At 64.9% G+C, this 17,189-nt stretch carries 12 protein-coding genes; 5 read left to right on the top strand and 7 right to left on the bottom strand.

Translation table 11 applies throughout. From position 1 onward, the window contains the following. The 3 genes from rsmH (at nucleotide 1) to GA615_RS10910 (ending at nucleotide 4,292) form a co-directional block, all read left to right on the top strand. Nucleotides 1-870, top strand: coding sequence for a 16S rRNA (cytosine(1402)-N(4))-methyltransferase RsmH (rsmH, locus tag GA615_RS10900; RefSeq protein WP_152051320.1), 870 nt, complete (start codon nucleotides 1-3; stop codon nucleotides 868-870). A gap of 65 nt (nucleotides 871-935) precedes the next feature. Beyond that, on the top strand, nucleotides 936-2,255 hold the full coding sequence (locus GA615_RS10905) for a reverse transcriptase family protein (protein WP_152051321.1): 1,320 nt from the start codon (nucleotides 936-938) through the stop codon (nucleotides 2,253-2,255). A gap of 261 nt (nucleotides 2,256-2,516) precedes the next feature. Next, entirely contained in the window at nucleotides 2,517-4,292 is a 1,776-nt protein-coding gene (locus GA615_RS10910) for an FHA domain-containing protein (protein WP_152051322.1), read from the top strand. A gap of 23 nt (nucleotides 4,293-4,315) precedes the next feature. Here the strand turns inward: GA615_RS10910 and GA615_RS10915 are convergent, their stop codons facing one another. Then, nucleotides 4,316-4,591: a zinc-ribbon domain-containing protein gene (locus GA615_RS10915; protein WP_152051323.1), complete on the bottom strand. Its 276-nt coding sequence runs from the start codon at nucleotides 4,589-4,591 to the stop codon at nucleotides 4,316-4,318. A 174-nt stretch (nucleotides 4,592-4,765) separates the two neighbouring features. Between GA615_RS10915 and GA615_RS10920 the strand changes: the two genes are divergently transcribed. Then, entirely contained in the window at nucleotides 4,766-5,899 is a 1,134-nt protein-coding gene (locus GA615_RS10920) for an NAD(P)/FAD-dependent oxidoreductase (RefSeq protein WP_152051324.1), read from the top strand. 32 nt (nucleotides 5,900-5,931) lie between these two features. Here the strand turns inward: GA615_RS10920 and GA615_RS10925 are convergent, their stop codons facing one another. Next, a complete protein-coding gene (locus tag GA615_RS10925) occupies nucleotides 5,932-7,314 on the bottom strand; it encodes a DUF1501 domain-containing protein (RefSeq protein WP_152051325.1) in 1,383 nt (460 codons plus the stop codon). A gap of 166 nt (nucleotides 7,315-7,480) precedes the next feature. Beyond that, nucleotides 7,481-8,893: a sulfatase family protein gene (locus GA615_RS10930; protein ID WP_235905327.1), complete on the bottom strand. Its 1,413-nt coding sequence runs from the start codon at nucleotides 8,891-8,893 to the stop codon at nucleotides 7,481-7,483. Nucleotides 8,894-9,178: 285 nt separating this feature from the next. On the opposite strand from GA615_RS10930, the gene GA615_RS10935 reads away from it, so the two are divergent. Beyond that, nucleotides 9,179-11,062, top strand: a complete 1,884-nt coding sequence (locus GA615_RS10935) for a thiamine pyrophosphate-binding protein (RefSeq protein WP_152051326.1) — start codon at nucleotides 9,179-9,181, stop codon at nucleotides 11,060-11,062. A 123-nt stretch (nucleotides 11,063-11,185) separates the two neighbouring features. Here GA615_RS10935 and GA615_RS10940 read toward each other — a convergent pair whose 3' ends face one another. The 4 genes from GA615_RS10940 to GA615_RS10955 all read right to left on the bottom strand — a co-directional run bounded on the left by GA615_RS10940 (nucleotide 11,186) and on the right by GA615_RS10955 (nucleotide 16,904). Then, nucleotides 11,186-11,986 (bottom strand): SDR family NAD(P)-dependent oxidoreductase, encoded by an 801-nt coding sequence (locus tag GA615_RS10940; protein ID WP_152051327.1) that lies wholly within the window; start codon nucleotides 11,984-11,986, stop codon nucleotides 11,186-11,188. Between the two features lie 21 nt (nucleotides 11,987-12,007). Further along, complete coding sequence (locus GA615_RS10945; RefSeq protein WP_152051328.1) at nucleotides 12,008-13,057, bottom strand: sialidase family protein; 1,050 nt, start codon at nucleotides 13,055-13,057, stop codon at nucleotides 12,008-12,010. Between the two features lie 817 nt (nucleotides 13,058-13,874). Beyond that, nucleotides 13,875-15,215: a hypothetical protein gene (locus tag GA615_RS10950; RefSeq protein WP_152051329.1), complete on the bottom strand. Its 1,341-nt coding sequence runs from the start codon at nucleotides 15,213-15,215 to the stop codon at nucleotides 13,875-13,877. A gap of 222 nt (nucleotides 15,216-15,437) precedes the next feature. Next, nucleotides 15,438-16,904 (bottom strand): hypothetical protein, encoded by a 1,467-nt coding sequence (locus GA615_RS10955; protein WP_152051330.1) that lies wholly within the window; start codon nucleotides 16,902-16,904, stop codon nucleotides 15,438-15,440. Nucleotides 16,905-17,189: the final 285 nt, after the last annotated feature.

Raw genomic sequence — 17,189 nt, forward strand, 5'->3', positions numbered from 1 at the left:
ATGACTGCCGTCCATCGCCCCGTTTTGCTCGACGAAGTCCTCACCTGGCTCGACCCGAAGCCAGGTGGCGTCTTTGTCGACGCCACGGCCGGCGCCGGGGGGCATTCGGCCGCCCTGGCCAAGCGGGTCGGGGCGGACGGACGTGTCATCAGCTTCGACCGCGACCCCATGATGCTCGACTTCGCCCGAGATCGCACCAGGGGCCTGCCGGTCACACTCGTCCATTCGGCCTACGACCGGCTCGTCGAGGAGCTTGATTCGCTCGGCATTGCGCAGGTCGACGGCATTCTGGCCGATCTCGGTTTCGCGTCCGATCAGATGGACACCGGCTCCCGCGGCTTCAGCTTTCAGCGCGAGGGGCCGCTCGACATGCGCTTCGACCCATCGCAGCCAACCACCGCCGCCACCCTGGTCAACGAACGCTCGGCCGATGAGCTGATCGCCCTGTTCCGCGACCTGGGAGACGAGCCCCGAGCCCGAGCCATCGCCGACCGCATTGTCGAACGCCGCCACCAAGGGCCCATCACCACCACCGAGGAACTTGCCTCCTTGATCCGAAGCGTTTACGGCCACCGGCGCGAGCGGATCGATCCGAGTACCCGCGTCTTCCAGGCCCTCCGGATCGCTGTCAACGATGAGCTGTCTCTTCTCGATCGCTTCCTCGCCGTTGCCCCCGATCGGCTCCGGCTTGGCGGTCGGTTCGTTGTGATCAGCTTTCACTCACTCGAAGATGAACGCGTCAAGGCCGCTTTCCGCGATGACGAGCGCCTCCGCCCCTTGACCCGCAAACCCGTCATCGCCAGCGACCGCGAAGTCCGGCAGAATGCCCGCTCCCGCAGCGCCAAGCTCCGCGCCGCCGAGCGAGCCTGACCCCCAATCGTCGCAATCAAGACCACCACCCCATTCCGTGTTCCCCTCCCAAAGGAGAGGCCCCCATGTCCCGAGCCACCGATCTCCTCTCGCTCTGGCGGGCCATCGAACACGCAGGGGGCATTGACGCCTATGTGAACACGCAGCTTGCCGAACGCGGCTTCCTCGTCGCTCGCCGAGACGTGGACACAATGTCCGACCGCGAACGCACCGCCTACAAGAAACAACTTAAGGAAGAAGCCGCCCATCGTCGGGAACTGAAGCGAGAGGCCTGGAAAGCCTATCGCGCCCGGCACATCGTCCACCTGGGCGAGGGCATCTACTGGAACGATCAGGCGACCAAGGACCCCTGGGACGCTCCCGACGCCGAGGAACGCGCCGCCGAGAACGAACTGCCTCCGCTCGACTCGCCCCGCGATCTGGCCGAGGCTCTCGGCCTGACGATTTCCCAACTCCGCTGGCTCGCCTTCCACCGCGACGCGGCCACCTCGATCCACTATCGACGCTTCACCATTCCCAAGCGAGACGGCTCGGAACGAGCCATCTGGGCCCCTTTGCCAACCCTCAAGGCCGCCCAGCACTGGATTCTCCGCAACATCGCCGAAAAGCTTCCCGTCCACGGCGCGGCGCACGGATTTCTGGCCGGCCGGTCGATTCTGTCCAACGCCAGCAACCATGTCGATTCGGCGCTGGTCGTGAAAATGGATCTCAAGGATTTCTTTCCCTCGGTCACTTTTCGGCGCGTGAAGGGGATCTTCCGCCGGGCCGGCTACCGCGAGCAGGTGGCAACGCTACTCGCCTTGATCTGCACTGAAGCCCCCCGGGAGATCGTCGAGCAAGGCAAGACGACCTACTACGTCGCCCTTGGCCCTCGGGCCTTGCCCCAAGGCGCACCGACGAGCCCGGCCTTGACCAATACCCTCTGCCTTCGGCTCGATCGCCGGCTCGATGGCCTCGCCCAGTCGCTCGGCTACCGCTACACCCGCTACGCCGATGACCTGACCTTCAGCCTCCCCCGCAGTCACGAGGGAGACCCGAAGCTCGGCACCTTGCTCGGCAAGGCCCGCCGTGTGGTCGAGTCCGAAGGATTCACCGTCCGGCTCGAAAAGACCCGCGTCGCCCGCCCCGGCGCCCGTCAGCAGGTCACCGGACTGGTCGTCAACGGCGCGGCTTCCCCTCGCACACCTCGCACCCTTCGCCGCCAACTCCGGGCCGCAGTCCACAATCTTCAAACTGGAAAACCTCGGCCCGACGCCGACACGCCCGAACGGCTCGCCGGCCTCATCAGCTATGTGGCCATGACCGACCCGACCCTCGGTCAGGCACTTCAAGCCCAGTGGACCAACCCATCAAAACCAACCAGCTCCGATGACTCGCCGAGCTAACCGGTATGTTCAGGCGCCCCACCTTCCCAATTAAGCAACGGGGACGTCCACATGCCTGCATGTTGGTGACACCAGAATTTCAGTGAATTCCGCTCAAGCTGATTGAAGGGGCTTGCGTCAACCTTCCGGAGGATGTAGACCTGAAACGTATGTCCCTGCCCTGCCCACGAGACCGTCGAAGATGCCGGTCGGTGCTTCGAGGCGAAGGCTTGGCCCCGCAGCCTTATCTTGGAGGGCCTCAGAGCCCTCGGAGGCAATCTTATGGAGGTTCGGCTCGTCCAACTCAGTGCCTACGGGAATGAGCAGTTCCGCATGACGGAACGCGAATGCGTCATCGGCCGCGAACCCTCGTGTCATCTTCGTCCCGATCATGGTCGGGTCAGCAAACGCCATTGCCGCCTGTACTGGCAAGGCATCCGCCTGTTTGTCGAGGACATCAACTCGGCCGACGGAACGCTGGTTAACGGCGATCGCATCCTCGTCCCCACCGAATTGCACGATGGCGACGAGCTCTGCGCCGGCCCGGTTCATTACCTCGTCATGATTGCCGATGCGGATGAGATGGCCCAGCGTGATGCCTCCTGGGTGGCGCGAGCCGTCAAGGCTCGCCAGAAGCTGCAACCAGCCGCCAGCCCCTCGGATTCGAGCATTCCCCTCTCTCCGGCCATGCGGACGGCTCGATCCATTCTCGACCGCATTGCCCACGAACACGAACAAGAGCATGAAGGGGAGCACCCTCACGAGCACGCTCCCCCCCCCAACCAGCATGGCCTCTCGATCGAGGATCAGGACGGCATCGCGCTGGCCCGCATTCTCGATCGCGACCTGATCGACGAGCAGGACATCCGACGGGTCACGCAACAGCTTGAAGAGCTAATCCTCGCCGGCAAGGTCCGCATTGCGCTCGATTTCCGCAACGTTGAACACTGCTCCAGCCAGGCCCTCAGCACCGTCCTCCGTGTCTACGACCGTTGCCGCACCGAAGGCGGAGCCTTGAAAGTCTGCACCGTGCAGCCGGCGGTCGCTCAACTGTTCTTCATGACCGACCTGCACAAGCATATCGAAATCTTCCCAGACACCCGGCCGGCCCTGGAGAGTGTTTGGCCACAGCCATCTCCCCAGGACGCCGAATCCACCTCGGCCGATTCGTCCTTCGGCACCCTGGCCCCCGATCCGACCGCGGGAGCCCCCTGTGTCCGCCTGATTGTTGCGGTCGGCAAGGCCAAGGGACGCGCCATCGAGGTCAAGGGCCGTCGCTTCGTGATCGGCCGGGATGCTCGTTGCCAGCTCCGCCCCAACAGCGAGACGATCAGCCGGATTCACGCCATCATCGAACGCCGAGACGGCAAGGTCTTCGTCCGGGACTATGGCACCAAGAACGGCACGATCCTCGCCGGTCGGACCCTCCGCGGGGAGGAGGCCGAGGCGCACGACGGTGATTCCCTTCAGGTCGGCGTCCTCGGCTTTTCGCTTCAGATTCTCCCCGTCACCGGCACGGCTCCTCCGACCGACGATGACATCCTCACCTCCTGGCTCCGCGATCAGGCGTCTTCGGCCAATCCCGATGCCCCGACCGCCCTCCTGATTCCCACCGTTCAGGGGGCATCCTCCAATCTATCACCTCCCGACGACCAGGAGGACGACACCAACGACCCCGACGCCTCTCACGCCGACCCCAATCTTTCCACCAACGCCCTGGCTTGCGAAATCGTGCGGGGGGTCCTCGTCGCCCGTATCCGGGAGTCGTTGCTCGACGACGAATCGACCGTCGGCCCGCTTCGTTACGACCTCCAAACCTTCTTCGACAAGCCCCTCCCGCGCCGGGTCGTTCTGAGCATGGAACACGTCAATTACCTGTCGAGCCGGGCCGTCGGCGCGTTGCTCGCCTTCTTCCAGCACCTCGACCGCGAGCACGGAGCCATGCGGGTCTGCTGCGTCTCGCCGAAGGTCTTGCCCGTGCTCGACTCGATGCGATTGCCGAAGCTGGTCGATCTCTATGCCTCGGTCGAGGAAGCCATCGACGACCCCTGGATCTGAGCCGATCGCGCCTCGCGCTCTCCTCAAATCAGGAACACCCAGACCACCGCTCCGATCCCCAACAGACCCAACGCCACCCACCACCACGGCTTCCCCTCCCTCCCTCGGAGGCGCCGGACGATGAAATCCCCACAGTGGGGGCATCGTTCGGCGTCTTCATACACCTCGGCACCACAGGCCGGGCAGGGGAGGACCACCGTCTCCTCATTGTCATCATCATCGGCCCCTTCATCCCATTCATCGGGGCGATCATCCCAGTCGTCGGGATCGTGTTCCCAGTTCGGCGACGCTCGACGCATGGTGAACCCTCCGGGATGATTCGACCCGTAAGACCTCGGCACGCCAACTCCCCTCGGAATTGGACCAGACCAAGACTTGAGTTTCTCGACCGATCGGCCCGAAATCTGCTCGTAAACAGGTCATAACGCTCAAACTGATGCGTTGCCATCCCGTAAAACCGAGGGAGCCGGAACGTGGCAACACCAGGGACAGGGGGGCGGCTGGCCATTCTGGGGGCCGGCCACGCGCATATGGAGGTGATTCGGAGGCTCCGCCCCCTGACCCACGCCGGGGTCGAGGTCACCATCGTCGATCAGGACGACTTCTGGTACTCGGGTCTCGCCACGGGAATGCTCGGTGGACAGTACGAGGTGGAGCACGATCGGATCAGTGTCGAGACCCTGGCCCGGCGGGTCGGCGCGCGGTTCCTCCGGGATCGGGTCACGCAGGTCGATCCGGCCGCCCGAGTCGTCCATCTTACCGGGGGAGCGTCGCTCGCCTACGACGTGGCATCCCTCGACCTCGGCAGTTGCGTTCCGGTGGATCGGGTCGAGGGACTCGGCTCGAACGCCTTCCTCGCCAAACCGATCCGACGCTTGGCCAAGCTCCGGGCAGACCTGACCCGTCGCGTCCAGCCAGGGAACGGCCGTCCCGGCCAGCCCCCCCGCATCCTGGTCATCGGAGGGGGCGCCACCGCCTGCGAAATCGCCCTGAATCTCCGGGCCCTGGCCGATCGCCTCAAGGCGCAAGCCTCCATCACCCTGGTAACCTCGGGTGATCGCCTCCTCAGCAGCTTCCCTGAATCCGCCTCCCGAACCCTGACCGAACTGCTCGATCGCCGCGCAGTCGCCGTCCGAACCGGCGACACCGTGGCTCGGGTCGAGCCCGACGCGGCGGTCCTGAGCAGTGGTGGCCGGATCGACTACGATCTGGTCGTTGCCGCCATCGGACTGGTCGCTCCCCCCGTCATCAGTCAGATCGGTCTGCCCACAAACGACGAAGGCCGCCTCCTCCTCGACCCGTTCCTTCGATCGGTCCAGGAACCGACCCTCTTTGCCGGGGGAGACTGCGCCACCCTTGAGGGCGTTAACCTCCCCCAGATCGGAGTGGTCGCCGTGCGGCAGGCCCGAGTTCTGGCCCACAACCTCCGCGCGACGATCCTCGGCGGTCGCCTCCGCCGCTATCGCCCCCAGCGCCGCTGGCTTCAGATCCTCAACCTGGGTGACGGCACCGGCCTGGCCTGCTGGGGAGCCTTCTCCCTCCGAGGCCGGGCCATGCTCGCCTGGAAAGACCTGCTCGACCGCAATTTCCTCCGGCAGCTCCGATGATCGACATAGATCGAGAAGCACCAATCTGTCGATCAGACCAGCTCATGAATCGGCTCGCCATGCGGCAAGAGCGGGATGGGCCGATTGGTCTGGTCGGGGAAGACGGCGTGCGGATCAATCCCGAGGTAGGTGTACCAGGTGGCCAGCAGGTCGCTCGGTCGGAGGAAGCGATCGACCGGCTCATCCCCTCGTCGGTTGGTGGCGCCGATGACCTGGCCCATTGGCATCCCGCCGCCTGAGAGCAAGAGCGACATCGACTTGCCCCAGTGCTCGCGCCCGGGTTGCCCCTTGTGATTGGAGAGCTTCGGCGTGTGGCTCATCTCTCCCATGACCACCACCAGGGTGTCGCGGTCCATCCCCCGAACATGCACATCCTCGATCAGGGCCGACACGGCACGATCGAGGACCGGAAGACGGATCTTCATCTGTTCAAAGATGTTCCAGACGCTCGCGTGGTCGTCCCACGAAAACGCTTTCTGACCCGGCACGCAGGGGAAGTCGACCGTCACCAGCCGCACGCCCGACTCGACCAGCCGCCTGGCCAGCAGGCAGCGCTGGCCGATCTCGTCGCGGCCGTAGCGATCGCGGAGCCGAGGGTCTTCGCCCGAGAGATCGAAGGCATCGCGTGCGGTTGTGCCGGTCAATAGGGTCAGCGCCTGCTGCTGGAACGAGTCGAGCGACTCGACCGACTCGGTCTGCTCGATGGTCCGGCGCATCCGCTCGAAGTCGTCGAGCAGACGCCCTCGCCCCGAGAGCCGGGCCCGAGGGCCTTCATCGAGGCTCAGGGCCGGTACGTGGAACTTCGGATCGTTCGGATCGGCCGTCACCACGAACGGGCCGAACGAGTCGCCAAAGTGCCCGCCTCCCGTGTAGCGCACCCGAGGCAGGGCCACCCACTGCGGCAGGCCTGGCAACCGGCTCGGCAAGAGCTTGTGAGCGGCCTGGAAGAGGTCGGGCTGCTTCGGCTTGTAGGGGGGCGTCTCGACGATCTCCCCCGTATAGCCGGTCATCACCGTGTGGGTGCTGTTCATGTGGCCGGGGCTATCGTGGGAGAGCGATCGGATCAACACATACTTGTCCGCAATCTTCGACAGCCGGGGCAGGTGCTCGCTGATGAAAATGCCGGGGACGTTCGTCTCGATCGGGTTGAACTCGCCGCGGTACTCGGCCGGGGCGTCGGGCTTGAGGTCAAACGTCTCCATGTGGCTCGGGCCTCCCCAGAGCCAGATGAGAATGATCGACGGCCCCGACTTTGGCCCCGATCCCATGCCTGCCCCCGCTCCCGCCGCGGCCGCCTCCAGGCGGAACAGGTCCGCCAACCCCAGGGTCGAGAGGCCGGTGAGCGAGGCCCGCAGGAACGACCGGCGCGGCAGGGTCCCTTCGCATCGGGTCGGCATCGCAATCGGGCGGGACATCGGCAGGCTCCTTGCGTCGAAGGGGTCCGGCCTCTGTCTCGGCCGGCAATCCAGGGGACACTCGGGGCCGAAAAAGGGGAGAGGCACGGCCCAAATCGTTCTTGGTGGTACTTTACGAGAGCCCACCTTTGTTGATCAAGGGTTAATCACAAGGGGAACACCGGGGTCATCGTGCTTCCTCGCGTAATCGCTTCAGGGCATCCCGTAATTCGGCCAGCCGATCCGCCTGGGCCGGGTCACTGGCCAGGTTGTGCTCCTCGAAGGGGTCGGCCCTCAGGTCGTACAGTTCCTCGAAGTCCCACTCGGGCCAGTAGGAGTACTTCACGTCCTTGCGGACGACCGCCTCGGAGCTGGGAATCCGCTCGCGGTTGGACACGGTGGGATGCTCGTAGTAGAACTCCTGTCGCCAGGCAGGCGGCTCGGCCTTGAGGTAAAGCGGGGCGAAGTCCTTGCCTTGCATCCCCTCGGGTGCCGGAATTCCCGCGGCGGCCAGGAAGGCCGGGGCAATGTCCACGTTGAGCACGAAATCGTCGTTGACGTGCCCTCGGCGCATGGGGTGCATCCGAGGGTCAACCACGATCAAGGGGACCCGTAGCGATTCCTCATACGGATACCACTTGTCGGCCAAGCCGTGCTCGCCGTGGAAGTAGCCATTGTCTCCCATGAAGACGATCAGGGTGTTGTCCATCACTCCCTGGCGTTCCAGTTCCTCGACAATCCGGCCGATGGTGTGGTCCACCTCGGTCGCCATGCGGTAATAAGCTTTCATGTATCGCTGATAACGCTCCGGGGTATCGAACCGCCAGTACCACCGGACGCGGCCCTCGTTCTTCTCGGTCGCCAGGAAGGGGGGCAAGGCGCGGAAGTGGGCTTCGGTGGCGGTTGCGGTCACGGGAATCGTTACGTTTTCATAAAGCGAGGCACTTTCCGGTTGATACAGGTACTGATCGGGATGCGGGTCCTCGGCATGGGTGGCGAAGAACGACACCGTGAGGCAGAACGGCTGATCCTTCGGCCGCTCGTCGAGGAATTGCAAGGCATCGCGCTCGTTGCGGGCCGTGACGTGGATCTTGGTCCCATCCGGCAGGGTCATGTAGTGCCAACCCATGTACGACGTGCCGAAATCGAACTGATCACTCGGAAACGGCCCGTTGTGCCACTTGCCGACGAACCCGAGCCAGTACCCCGCCTCGCGGAGCAGGCCCGGATAGGTCTCGGCCCAGGGGGTCGGAATCGGCTCGGGAAGCGATGAGCCGTGACGCGCCATCCATTGCCCGGTGAACAGGCTCGCCCGGCTCACCCAGCAAATCGAGGTCGTCACCCGAGCCTGCCGGAACCAGGCCCCCCGAGCGGCCAGAGCGTCGAGATGCGGTGTCTGCACGATCCGGTTGCCAGCGTAGCCGAGCGTGTCCCATCGCCAGTCGTCGGCAAACAACATGACGATGTTGGGTCGGTTGGCCGCATCCTCCTGCGCCTGAACGGTCGAGCCGGTGAGACCGCTCCAGAGGATCGCCAACATCCCGAGCGAAGGGACGCGTCGAACAGCCCAAACCCGGGCCACCGTGAGAACACCGTGCATCAGATTGGCCTCGTCTTGGCGCATGAATCGCAGTTCGTCCGAACCGCTACGGATCGGGTCGCGATTCCCCCCTGAACCGTGATCGTCACACCCTAGCCCACCGCCTTGCCCGACACAACGCCCCCGCAAAACCCAATCAATCCAACGAACCCGAACGGCCGATACAAAAAGGTCCGAATCGACCCTCTCCCCCAATCGCGAAAATTGGGCAAGATAGAGCAACCGTAGCGATTCCGTTTCGCCAGCGATCCGGCATTTTTGGTCCCAATCGCCCCGGGAGACCCCATGATGGAATTCACGAGACGCACCGTTCTTGGGACGATCGGCACCGTGGGGGCGGGCCTGGCCGCAGAGGCGGCGGCCCAGGAGACCCCGCCGGCCCCCGATCCGAGGTTGCCCCTGGTCGCTGTTCCCCCGGAGCAAGGGGCAGGCATCAAGGGGCGGATGACCGGCGCGAAGGCCGCCGCCGCCGCCTTTCAGGCCGAGCGGGTGCCGTGTGTCTTCGGTGTGCCGGGGGCTCAGAACAATGAGTTCTGGGACGCGATGAAGACATTGGGCGTCCCTTACATGCTCAACAGCCACGAATCGGCCGCGCCGATCATGGCCGATGCCTCGGCCCGAGTCTCGGGCAAGGTTGGGGCGTTCGCCCTGATCCCAGGCCCCGGCCTGACGAACGCGATGACCGGTATTGGTGAGGCTTTGCTCGATACGGTGCCGATCGTCGGCCTGGTGACGGACGTCAAGCGCGGCCCGGCTGCTCCGCTCGGCCAGGTGCATTCGCTGAACAACGCGGCGATCCTCCGGACGGTCTGCAAGCACGTGATCGAGGTGCATCACCCGGGCCAGATCGCCGCGGCGATCCATCGCGCCTTCCAGTTGGCGAAGGCCGGGCCTCCGGGGCCGGTGGGCGTGGTCGTGCCGTATGATCTGCTGTCGATGACCTGGGATTACGACGAACCGGTCCCCCTGGAACTGGCCCCGCCCTGGGACGAGGCCGCGGTCCGCAAGGCGATCGACATTCTGCGCGATCCGACTCGGCGTGTGGGCATTTACGCCGGTCTCGGCACGGCCGAGGCCAGCGCGGCCCTGGTCGCCGTGGCCGAGCTGCTTCAGGCTCCTGTGGCCACAAGCGTGAGTGGCAAGGGGGTGATCCCCGACGATCACCCGCTGGCCGTCGGTTGGGGCTACGGCTCCTTCGGCACCCGGGCGGCCGAGCGGGCCTTCAAGCAGGTCAACACGGTGCTGGCCATCGGGGTCCGTTACAACGAGGTCACGACAGCCAACTACAACATCCCCAAGCATGAAAACCTGATTCACGTGGACATTGATCCCGCCGTGCTCGGCCGAAACGTGCCGGCCTCGGTGAAGGTCCACGCCGAGGCCGGGGCCTTCCTCTCCCGGGTGCTCGCGGAAGGGGAGCCGCTCCGACGGCCACCCAACGTAAAGCTCGTCCGCGCAATTCAGGACGACCGCCAGGCCGAGCGGGCCGAGCACGTCGCCGTCCAGGTGACGAAGGGAGTGGACCCAATGCGATTCCTGGCCCTGCTCGGCGAGGCGATCGGGCCGGAGGGCCTGATGTTCGTCGACGTGACCGCCTCGACCCACTGGGCCGCCGAGGCTGTGCGACGCCAGGGGCCGCGACGCTTCATCACCCCGGCCGACAATCAGAGCATGGGCTGGGCCGTCTCGGCGGCGATCGGGGCCCAGCGGACCCGTCCCGACCTGCCGGTCGCCTGCGTCACGGGCGATGGCTGCTTCCTGATGTCGGGCCTGGAAGCCTCGACCGCGGCCCGGGCGCATCTGCCCGTACGCATCTTCGTGCTTGACGATGGCGTGTATCACTACATGCAGATGCTTCAGGAACCCTTGTTCAAGCGGACGACCGCCACGCACCTGGCGAAGCTCGATTACACGGCCCTGGCGCGAGGCATGGGCCTGTCGTCGCTGTCGATCGAGTCGAACGATCAGGTGCTCGGCGGCATTGCCACGGCGATGTCGCACCCCGGGCCGATCCTGGTGCGGGTGGCAATCTCCTACGAAGGCCGCGACCTGCGCTGGCTGGACTCGCTCCGCACCTCGTACCTCGACAAGATGGACACCGGCCAGAAGGCCCGCGCCGCCTTCCGGCTGTTCGGACGGGTGGCGAACCCCTTGCTTGAGAATGACTGAGGCATCTCGAGTTGTCATGGTCGTGAGCGGCGATCGGTGTCGAGGCGAGGTTTGAAATCCGGGGGCTCCTCCGGGTTCATCGGGTTCTGATGGGAAACGGGGGATTGTCGGCGGGACTGCTTGTCAGAAGCAGACGTCGACGATTCCCCCCTCGACCCGATGGGCCGCGCCGCTGGTGGCCGAGGCCAGGGGGGAGCAGAGGTAGACGGCGTGAGCGGCGACCTCCTCGGGGGTGGCGAAACGCCGGATGAGGGAGCTGGGCCGGACCATCGGCACGAATTCGGCCTTCATCGCCTCGGCGGTGGTACCGCGCTGCTCGGCCATCCGTTCCACGAAGGTCGCCACGCCTTCGGTCCAGGTCGGGCCGGGCAAGAGGCAGTTGACGGTGACGCCTGTGCCGGCGAGGGTCTTGGCCAGCCCTCGGGAGATGGCGAGCTGGGCGGTCTTGGTCATGCCGTAGTGGACCATCTCTTGCGGGATGTTGATGCCGGATTCGCTGGAAATGAACAGGATCCGGCCCCAGCCACGGTCGCGCATGCCGCCCATCAGGGCCCGGGAGCAGCGGACCCCGGACATGACGTTGACGTCGAAGAAGCGCTGCCAGTCGGCGTCGGGAATCTCGTCGAACGGCTTCGGCTCGAAGATGCCGACGTTGTTGACCAGGATATCGACCGGGCCGACAGCCTCGGCCCCCTTGAGCAACGTCTCGACCCCTTCGGCCGTATCGAGGGCACAGGCGACCCCGTGCACGGCGCCTCCCCCCAGGGAGGAAAGCTCCCGGGCGGTGGCCTCGACCGTCTCGGGGTTGCGGCCGTTGATGATGACGGCCGCCCCTTCGGCGGCGAGGGCGGCGGCGATCGCCTTGCCGATCCCAGCGGTTGAGCCGGTGACGAGGGCGATCTTGTCGGAAAGCTGCATATCCATGTAAGTGTCCTTTGGTGCGGATTAGAGCTGATTCGGGTCGAGTTCCACGTGCTTGATGCGGGTCCGGTTCCAGGTGTAGGTGATGTGGATCGTCCCGTCTTTGGCCTGGATGACGGCGGGGTAAGAGTACTCACCGGGCTCGGACTCCAGGGTGTGAATCATGGTCCAGGTCTGGCCGTCATCCTCAGAGATCGCCACGTTGAGCGGGGACCGGCCGCGTTCGGTGGCGTTGTAGACGAGCAGGTGGCGGCCATCGGCGAGGGTCACGGCGTCGGTCCCGGAGTTCGGGTTGGGCAGGTCGGTCAGGGTCATCTCGGACCAGGAGGCGCCGCCGTCGGTCGAAACGCTCTGCCAGAGCCGGGCCTGTCGGCTCCGGCCGAGGGCGACAAGCGAGCCGTCGGCCCGAGTGAGGATGCTTCCCTGGATCGCGCCAATGGATTCACCATCGTTGATCGGTCCGGTGCGAATCCAGGTGAGGCCGAGGTCGGGGGTCGTCTCGAAGTGGACGCGCCAGCCGTCGTCCTCGGTACTGGTCGGGCAGAGCAGTGAACCGTTGGGCAGGGCGATCGGCTTGTTCTTGATCGGACCGAGGATCCCCTCGGGCAAGCGCCGGGGGGTCGACCAGGAGAGCCCGCCGTCGAGGCTGGTGGTGAGCATTCCCCACCAATCCCTCGGGCTCGGTCCGACCTTGTAGAAGAGGAGCAGGGGGCCATCCTCCGCCTGAAAAAGGACCGGGTTCCAGCACGGGTGGCGGACGACCTGCCCTTCGGGGGTCGTGTACTGGATGCCGTTGGCGACCTCGACGGGAGCCGACCAGGAGGCGCCGGGGGTCTTGCGGGCGACCCAGATGCCCACGTCGGGGTGCTTCTCTCGGGTCCCGCCGAACCAGGAGGCGACGAGGGTGCCGTCGGGCGTCTCGGCGATCGTCGAGGCGTGGCACTGGGGGAACGGGGCCTCCTCGTAGATGAACTCCTCGACCTGGGGCGGGGGGACCGCCCCGATCGCCAGAGACGCCCCCGCGAGCAGGACCCAAAGCGGAGCAACGGTCAGCACCCTGGCAGCAATCGACATCGGGACATCCTCCGAACAAGACGGAACCGGTCCAACGGGGCCGACCATCGACCCGGACCAGCGGGATACCTCGGCCCGACTCCCAAGGATGCCGCCAGAACTAACGGATCGCCAGAGGGCGCTGGTCTGCCTCGGCAGGAGGCTCCGGAAAAGGTCAGGGGCGTCTTGGTGCGCTTCGGTGCGCGACGACCACATCGTGTAAGTCTTTCAAAGACAAACGCTTTGGCCTAATTGGCGCGGTTCGTTTCGGGAATCGGGCCGACCGACCATCCAGGCGGGTCCAGACGGGGACGATCGAGCGAACAGGGGGCTCGGTGCGCGTCTGAATCGGGAGTTGGTGCGCTTCGGTGCGCGGACCGGTTGAAACGCAAGTCGTTTCAGAAGAAGCCTTTTCGCAAGAACTCACCAGTTCGTTTCGGGAAATTGAGTGTGCTGAAGAGGACGGAGAGGAAACGGGGTTGGAACGCCTGGGAGCGAGGTGTCGGGTGATGGGAGCCGGTGCGCCGTGGGTGCGCGGGCGGGTGCGCCGAGCATGCTTGACACAAATGGTTTTCACAGAAGGGCTTCGCACGAAAACACTGATTCGTTTCGGGAATCGAGGGAGTCAGCGTGATCGGGGGCAATCGAACGGGTCCGGGTGATTGCGGACATCCCAACTCAAAGATATGGCTCACCCAAAAGCCTGGTTCAGGAATCCGGCCAGGAAGACTCGACATGCCGGGTTGAGAAAGAACGGGGGGGCGGGGGGTGCAAGCGGAGAAACGATCCCTGGAGCAAGAGAACCCCCTTTAATCATCGTGCGAGGGACGAGGGGCAGTCACACAATCCGGGAGAATCGAGCGAATCGAGATGGCAAGGCAACGCGAGGCGACCGAGAAAGGTTTGCGGACGAAAGGGCAGAGGAGGGTTCGTGAAGGTGTCGAGTGAGGGCAAGCGAGGCAAGGGCGTGAAGTAGGGTAAGGCCAAAGCCGACCGGGGCGATCCAGGAGGTCAGGCCGCCGAGTTGAAGAGTGCCGAGGGTGATCGACCCGATGAGGGCAGCGACGGGATTGAGCGCTCCGATCGTCCAGGCACGAACGCGGAGGCGGTCGGCTCGGGAGAACTGGTTGGTCACGAGCTGATTGATCGGGTTGCGGAGGCCGAAGCGCAGCTCGGATTCGAGCAGGCGGCTCCAGACGGCCGCCAGCAGGGTCAGCTCCCAGAGGTTGCGCCCCATGCCGAGGAGCAACAGGAGGACCGTCACGCCGATCGCTCCCCGGAGGCCCGCGAAGCGGACCAGGCGGTTGACGATCAGCAGTTGCACCAGGAACGAGGCGAGCAAGGCCCACTGGGTGTATCGACCGAGAAACGCGGCCAGTTCGGCCTCGGACGTGAAATGATGATCGAAAAAGGAATTGTACTGATAGTTGAGAAACCATCGAATCATCATGAACAGGCCCGACGAGATGACCAGCCACCGAAAGAGAGGGGATCGGGTCAGGCCGCCGGAAGTGTTCGCGGGATCGGGAGTCGTGGCGATTGGGTCGTCCGGGGCAGGGGGGAGTCGTCTCGCGAGGATCGCGACCGCCAGGGCCCCGGCAAACATCAAGGTTGAGACAAGAGGAGCAAGCTGGAGGACTCCCAGGGCCGGGCCAAGGTGTTCGAGCGCTCCGCCGCCGACCAGGCCGCCGAAGCGACCGCCGGCGTAGACGATAGGGAGGATGCGGTTCAGATCGATGCGGGTGAAGTACTCTTGCAAGAAGGTGCCGAAGTGTGCAAGCACCAGCACGAGCGCGATCTCGCGCGTTGCGAAGAAGACGGCCGGGGCTGCGAGCCTTGGCGCACGGCCAAGGAGGCCCAGACCGGCCGCCCAGGCGATCAGGAAGACACACGCGCCTCCCATCAAAATGGTCTGGAATACCGCTGGAACCGAGCGATACCGAGCCAGCCGAATGGATCCCCCCACGGCAACCATGCTGCCGATCGCCGTCAGGCCATAGCAAAGCGGGAGCCGATCGGCCCCAACCCTTCCGAGAAAGAGAGTCAGGGCCATGCCATCGGCCATCGTCAAGGCGGCGAACAGGACCGCATAGAGGGCGAAGAACGGAACCAGGCGAAAAACGTCGCCTGGAGCGAGACAGCAGAGCGTGCCGATTCGTCGATCGAGCCATTCGAACACGAGCACAGAGACTCCAGGTACGGGAACGGCCAGGGGAACAGGTCATGCGGAGCAAACGGAGCGGCCCTTCATCAACGGAGGGCGTTTCCAAAGCGATGATCAGGGCTCGGACAGGGCGATGAGCGTGGCCTCGATCGCCCGGCCCCTCACCCCAACCCTCTCCCCGCTCGCGGGGAGAGGGGGTCAGAAGTGTTCGGTCAGAGAATCGGGCGGAGGCTCCACTCAGGCAACCTGAACAAGGGAACGCTCGCCGACAGGGACGCGGAGTCCGAGAGGAGCGGGGACGGAGGCGGGTTCGAGCGTCTCAAGAACCGACGCGACATAGCCGGTGCAGAATCGGCACAGGTCGGCAAGTTCCGATTCCTCGATACCGAGCGTGGCCAGCGTTTTCTCGTTCGAGAGCGGGAGCACGTACTCGCGTCCGGGGCGGGACGTGGTCGAGGAGGAGGCAGTGACATTATTGATGAGCATGCCGCGATCGACGGATGCGGCGTCGAAGCGAGCAGCGGAGACCTTGGCGATGGACGGGAAAGGGCGGAGGTGGTCGCCGTCGCGGTAGACGACCACGCGAAGCTCGAACTTGTGGCCGTGGAGGTGATGCGTCGGGTCGTCGATGACGGCGGAGTCGAGGTACTCGCACACGGTGTAGGGGAGGCCGCCGCCCTGATAGTCGTAGTGCTCCTGGATGAACGAGAGGGAGCGATCGATTCGGGAAATGATGGCCGCGGTCGGCTCGTCGGAATCGAGGAAGAACTCGATGCCGTGCCCCAACCCGGTTGCCATCGGCTTGATGACGGTTCGACGCCCGGCACGGACCCAGGCGAGGACCGTCTCGATCAACTCAACCCGAGTCCGGGCGCGGGCAAACGGAATCGCTCGATCGACGAGAGGAAAAGCGCCGGGGTCGAGCGTGGCGTTGTAGTGGTTGAAGACGTCGTAGGCGGTCGCCTTGTCGGCCCCGGCCACGAAACAGCGGTTGGCGGTGAACCAGCGGTCGAGATCGATTCGGTTGTCGAATCGCTTAACTAAATTCATACAAAAGCGATCGTTGACGGTCGCCGACACGGGAGAGCCACACAGGCGAAGCCTTCCGGAGGAGTCGCAGGTCATCGCCTCGGCCAGCTCGCGGAGGTGGCCGAGCACGACGGTCGGCCGGGTTGGTTGCCAGGTGCCCATGCGGGCGATTTGATCCCAGCTCAGGAGGTCGCAGCGCTCTCCCAGGCAGGCGAAGCCGCGGGCAATGGCATCGGCATAGAGAATTTTTTCATAAAAGAGCCGATTGACGCGAGGAGACTTGCGATTCTCTCGGCCCGATGAGGCGATGACGATGAGGGGGGGTGAGCCCTCGTCAGCCACGGGAAGGGCCTCGGGAATCTCGGAAAAGGCGTCGAGCACCGACGCCACCGCCGGTTCCGTCATGTTTGTCAAGCCGCCGATTCCAGTCCCGTTCAGCTCGGCCACCTGAAATCGGGGGCGGCCCTGCTGGTCTCGGTGGACGAGAAGATCGAGCGGAGCGACAAAAAAGTGACGGCGGGAGAGGGCCGACACCGGCATGAACTGACTTGCGGTCATGTGAATGCGATCGACGAGGGAGTGATCCTGACTCTCTCGGACGGCCGCGCGACTTTCCTGGGCTTCGCCAAACATGGACGACGCCGCCACAAGGGTTTCGAGCGCAATCGAGACCACGTGCGATTCCCCCTGGAACGGGGGCCCTCGATGGGTTCGAAATCATGAAAACAGTTTTTTGCGTTTCGCGTTCGATTGGACCGAGAAAACGCCGGAATCGGCGATCCGAGAGCAACGAGACGTGAGCTGCCGGGACGAGCGAACTTCGAAACGCGGTCGATGGTGGAGCGGAAACGCGAACCGCGTGCCAGAACGTGGACCAACCGCCGCCATCATGCAGACACCGACATACAAGGATTCTGGAACACGACAACTGAACCCCTGTCAAGATCGCGCTCGGAAGCT

The organism is Tautonia marina, from assembly GCF_009177065.1.
Lineage (GTDB): Bacteria > Planctomycetota > Planctomycetia > Isosphaerales > Isosphaeraceae > Tautonia > Tautonia marina.